General features: G+C 67.7%; 5 protein-coding genes and 1 tRNA gene. 4 read left to right on the forward strand and 2 right to left on the reverse strand.

Features of this window, described 5'->3' with window-relative positions; genetic code table 11:
- The 3 genes from V7E09_RS14290 to V7E09_RS14300 all read left to right on the forward strand — a co-directional run.
- Positions 1-1,096, forward strand: a 1,096-nt coding sequence (locus V7E09_RS14290) for an MSCRAMM family protein (RefSeq protein WP_324523584.1), incomplete at its 5' end; no start/stop codon positions are given.
- A 65-nt stretch (positions 1,097-1,161) separates the two neighbouring features.
- Positions 1,162-2,655 carry a SpaH/EbpB family LPXTG-anchored major pilin gene (locus tag V7E09_RS14295; RefSeq protein WP_324510905.1) on the forward strand — a complete coding sequence of 498 codons (1,494 nt, stop codon included), beginning with the start codon at positions 1,162-1,164 and terminating at the stop codon, positions 2,653-2,655.
- A gap of 79 nt (positions 2,656-2,734) precedes the next feature.
- Positions 2,735-3,649 carry a class C sortase gene (locus V7E09_RS14300; RefSeq protein ID WP_324510906.1) on the forward strand — a complete coding sequence of 305 codons (915 nt, stop codon included), beginning with the start codon at positions 2,735-2,737 and terminating at the stop codon, positions 3,647-3,649.
- A gap of 3 nt (positions 3,650-3,652) precedes the next feature.
- Here the strand turns inward: V7E09_RS14300 and V7E09_RS14305 are convergent, their stop codons facing one another.
- Together V7E09_RS14305 and V7E09_RS14310 are read right to left on the reverse strand one after the other, a co-directional pair.
- A complete protein-coding gene (locus V7E09_RS14305) occupies positions 3,653-3,826 on the reverse strand; it encodes a hypothetical protein (RefSeq protein WP_324510907.1) in 174 nt (57 codons plus the stop codon).
- A complete protein-coding gene (locus V7E09_RS14310; RefSeq protein WP_324523586.1) occupies positions 3,823-4,536 on the reverse strand; it encodes a class E sortase in 714 nt (237 codons plus the stop codon). Before V7E09_RS14310 ends, V7E09_RS14305 begins: the two co-directional genes overlap by 4 nt.
- A 106-nt stretch (positions 4,537-4,642) precedes the next feature.
- Between V7E09_RS14310 and V7E09_RS14315 the strand changes: the two genes are divergently transcribed.
- Positions 4,643-4,716 (forward strand) — tRNA-Gly (locus V7E09_RS14315).
- The last annotated feature ends 325 nt before the right edge of the window (positions 4,717-5,041 follow it).

The following is a 5,041-nucleotide window of genomic DNA, read 5'->3' on the forward strand; positions in this document are numbered from 1 at the left end:
GGAGCTCCGCAAGTCGGTGCAGAGCCGTGCTTCGGCCTCCGACCAGTTCACCGTGTCCATCCAGCAGGGGAGCGTCGCGGTCGCGTCCGCTACCACGCAGGGCACGCAGACCAGCGTCACCGCAGGCCCCATCATCGCCCGACGGGGCACGACCTACCGCCTGACGGAGGCCATGGCGTCCGGTTCGGCCAATCAGTTGAGCGCCTATTCCACGACGTTTAGCTGTGTGGATACCGCGAATGGAAACGACCCCATTGTCGCCACGACGACGGGGACCGACTTCAATGTGAACGTTCCCACGGGTCGAAGGACTCACATCGTCTGCACGTTCGTGAACTCCGCAGGCCAGGTCAGTTGGACCAAGACGGATGCCACGACGGGCCAGCCCCTCGCAAACACGACGTGGCGGATCAACGCCCCCGGAGGCACCGTTCTTTCGGTGACCGACAACGTCGGCGCGAGCGGATACACGGGCCTCGATCAGGATCCGGCGCCCGGTAGGTTCCGCGTCGCCGTCGGACTGGGTGCGCACTCGCTGGTGGAGGTCTCCGCCCCCGCCGGCTACGTCGTCGACGCGACACCGCGGCCGTTCACGATCAGCGCCAAAGCGCGCACCGTGGATCTCGGCACCATCGCCAACCCACGAGTGCTTGGAACGGTGACCTGGTCGAAGGTGAGCCCCACCGGCGGGCTGCTGGCCGGCTCCACCTGGCGGCTGACGCCGACCTCACCCGCAGGTGCGCCCTTCGACATCACGGACAACACCGGGCAGCCGGGCTACTCCGGCCGCGACACCGATCCGGTGGCGGGTCAGTTCGCCGTGCGTGACCTTGCCTGGGGAACGTATTCGCTGGTGGAGATTGCCGCTCCGGTGGGTTACGTTATTAACAGCACTCCGAATCAGGTCGTGATTGATGCCACGCATACCTCGATCGTTCTTGGTGCTTTCACGAATCAGCTCAGTCCAGGCGTGAAGCTCCCGCTGACCGGCGGCGAAGGTGCTTCAGGATATTGGATTGCCGGAATGTTGCTGGTCGCAGTCGCCGTAGGCGCCGCGGTCACGCATCGTCGTTATCGTCACCCCCACCGTCCCTGAGGCGGGATTGCAACACCAGTGATATGCCATCCCGGCATATCACGTAGGAAAGGAATGGAACGACCATGAAATCGACAAGCCGAGGGTGGGCCGCACGGCTCGCCGCGACGCTGGGGGTCGTCGCACTCAGCGCACTCACCCTCGTCCCGGTGGCTCACGCCGCTGACCCGACGGGGAACATCGACTTCACTCGCCAGGGCAGCATCATCATTCACAAGAGCCAGCAGGGCGGTACCGGAACCGGTACCCCGGATGGTGCGTCGAGCCCGACGTCCAGCCCGGTCGCCGACGTGGTCTTCACCGCCTACCCGATCACCTCGCTGCCCCTCAACGTTGCGGCAAACTGGAACACGCTGTCGACCCTCGCCGTTCCGGCCGACGCCTGCGACGTCCCCTCTCTGGCAGGTCAGACCCTGGGCACCGGCATCGTGAGCGCGCCGACCGGCAGCAACGGGCAGACGACGCTGTCGGGGCGTTCGGTCGCGGCATACCTGGTCTGCGAGACCTCCGCGCCCAGCACCGTGGTGGACCGTGCGCTCCCGTTCGTGGTCACCATTCCTTACCCCTACAAGAACGACTGGCTGTACTCGGTCAACGTCTACCCGAAGAACGGCCTGGCGACGATCACCAAGACGATCTCGGCCCAGACCGGCCTGGGTCTGGGGTCGACGGTCACCTTCCCGGTGACCTCCGACATCGCGAAGATCGATCCGGCGAACAACTTCGCCTACTACCGCGTCACTGACACGATGGCCACCGAGCTCACCAGCCCTGCCGTCGCCAGCGTGCAGCTCAACGATGCGGGCACCCTCACGACGGTTCCGGCCGGCTACTACAGCGTGAACGTGGCCGGGCAGACGGCGACCGTGGAGTTCACCCCGGCTGGCCTGACGTGGTTGAAGTCCCAGGGCGGCAAGAAGATCGTCGTCACCTTCACCGGTGTGGTGTCCACCGTCCCCGCGGGCGGGACGATCAGCAACACTGCGAACCTGTACGCCAACACGCGCAACGTCGTCACGCCCGGGACCCCGTCGGACCCGGTCGTCACGAAGTGGGGCGACCTGCTCATCGCCAAGCGCGACGCCCAGAGCCGTCCGCTGCAGGGCGCCACGTTCGAGGTGTACCCGGCCGCCGACCCGTACGCCGCGACGTGCTCGGCCACGCCGGCGCCCGGTGCCTCCGCGATCAGCGTGTCCGGTGCGACTCAGTTCACGTCGGGGACCAACGGCAACGTGACGGTCGCTGGCCTGTTCGTGTCTGACAGCGTGAACGCGACCATCAACTCCGCCTACCGCTGCTACGTCATCAAGGAGGTCGCGGCCCCCGCCGGGTACGTCCTCCCCGTGGACGCCGCAGCCCTCACCGCCGTGCGCGTCACGGCCGGGACGAGCACCGCGGCTGACGTCACGGTGACCAACACCCAGCAGGGCGTCCCGCAGCTGCCGTTCACCGGTGCGGGCAGCCAGGTGCTGCTGATCTCGATCGGTGGCGGACTGCTGCTGCTGGCCGGCTTCGGGGCGATCCTGGTGCGCAGGCACCACCGCGGAACCGCCGGGTGATCGACGCGTTTCCTGCAGGGCGGCGAGGGCTTCGGTCCTCGTCGCCCTGCGGCGCGTCCAGCTCTCACATGGCTCAGCGATGACAGTGCATGGCGCGGGCACGCGTGCCCGGCAGGGCCGGGTGGCTCGATGGATCCTTCCCCTGATCGTCGGGGTCGCCGCGTGGCTCGGCATGATGCTGGTGCTGTATCCGAGCATCGCGGCGTGGTTCTCCGCCTACAACCAGTCGCTGGTGATCGGCACCTATATGCAGCAGTCGGAGGTCGGGCTTGAGCCGAGCGCTGCCGAACAGCTGCGCCTGGCCCGCGCCTACAACACCGAACTGAGCTCCGGGGCCCTCCTGGCGGCCAACGAGCGCCTCCCCCAAGGGGAGGGAACGTCCTCCAGCACGGGGCCAACGTATGAGGAACTGCTCCGGGCCGACGCGTCCGGCGTCATGGGTCGCCTCCGGGTTCCCACCGCGGACGTCGATCTGCCGATCTACCACGGCACCTCCGACGAGGTGCTGTTGGAGGGCGTGGGGCACCTGGAAGGCACGTCCCTGCCGGTCGGCGGGGAGGATACGCACAGCGTCCTCACGGCACATCGTGGGTTGGCGTCGGCGAAGATGTTCACGGACCTGAACCTGGTCCAGGTCGGCGACACGTTCACCATCACGGTCTTCGATCAGGTGCTCACCTACCAGGTGTCCGAGATCAAGGTGGTGGACCCGACCGAGACCGAGACGCTGCGTCAGGTGCCCGGGGAGGACCTGGTCACCCTGGTGACCTGCACGCCGCTCGGCATCAACTCACAGCGCATCCTGGTGACGGGGACCCGTATTCTCCCGACGCCGCCCGCTGATCAGGTGGCCGGGTCGACGGTCCCCTCGCCGTTGACCTTCCCCTGGTGGGCGGTCATCGCGGCGGTGGGCACGGCTCTCGTCGTCGTCTACGTGTGGCGGGCGACGCGCAGCCGCCCCCGGCGTGGCGCCGCGGACGCCACCACGGAGTGAGGGTCAGGGGCCCTCGACCGTCACGTCGTTGAACGGCATGAACGGGGCGATGGCGGGGAAGACCCACGTCATCAGTCCCCACACGACCGCGAGGAACAGGATCAGCGCGAGGATGGCCTTCACCGCGACCGGTCCGGGCAGAAGCCGCCACAGCGCTCCGTAGAACGAGAGTCTCATGGGGTCGTCACCGCCAGCACCTCCGGAGGTAGGCCGCCCGCTCTGGGCAGCGTCTGTTCCAGCACGGCGTGCTGGACGTAGCGTTCGCGGGAGCTGAACTCCGGATGGCAGCTGGTCATCGTGAGCATGGCCGTGGTGGGGGCGACGCCGGGCTGGTTCGGGACGGGCAAGACGACGCGCACGTCGGTCGGTAGGACGATCTCGGAGGCCACGACGGAATACACGTAGTAGGTGTCTGCCGTTTCGATGATGACGCGGTCGCCGTGGACCAGTTCCGCGATCTGATTGAACGGCTTGCCGTAGGTGACGCGGTGGCCGGCCAGGGAGAAGTTCCCGACCTGGCCAGGCATGACCGTCTGTTCGTAGTGGCCGACCCCCCGCTTGAGGATGTCGCGCGTGGTCCCCTCATAGATGGGACGGGCGTAGTCGGCGCCGAAGCGTGGGATCCTGACGATCGCGAAGGCGTCGCCCATCTCGACCGCGTCGGGGGTGACCCACCCGGAGTCGGCCCCTTCGAGGGAGGCGATCACCTGTGCCGAGTCCTGGTCGGCGACCACGTCGGTCCACCACAGCTGCCAGGCCGCGAACAACAGGCAGAACATGCCGACGGTGACGAAGACCTCGCCGAGCAGGCCGATGAACTCATGGAAGAGGCGGCGGGCTCGTCCGGGGCGCGCGGGCACGGCACGCGCAGGCCTCGGGGTACTCACGCAGGAAGACTACCCGGGCTCAGAAACACCGTCCGGGGACGCGCCGCGCTCAGTTCGCGAAGGCTGTCGCTTCGACGCTATGATGTCGGGGTTGCCTCGGCAACGCGCGGGCGTAGCTCAATGGTAGAGCGCCAGCTTCCCAAGCTGGACACGCGGGTTCGATTCCCGTCGCCCGCTCCATTCTTTCCTCCCCCCCTTTTCCTCTGGGCCCCGAAGGCATCGCGTGCTGCGTGGTCGCACCCCGCCAGATCCTTGCGATGACTCCCCATGCTGGCCGCTCGAGACGCAGGAATGCGCGCTCACAACTGACGCGCCCCGCGCCCGGGATACGGGGCGCAGGGCGCGTACGTCTGGTGTTTCGGGTGATGCACCCGCCGTTCTCAGGCCGGGACGATGTTGACCAGCTTCGGCGCGCGGACGATTACCTTCCGGACGCCGCGGCCGTCCAGGGTGCGCTCGACGCCGGGGGCGGCCAGGGCGGCGGCCTCCAGGTCGGCGTCGGAGA

It is taken from the genome of Propioniciclava sp. (assembly GCF_036744435.1).
Taxonomy (GTDB): Bacteria; Actinomycetota; Actinomycetes; order Propionibacteriales; family Propionibacteriaceae; genus Propioniciclava.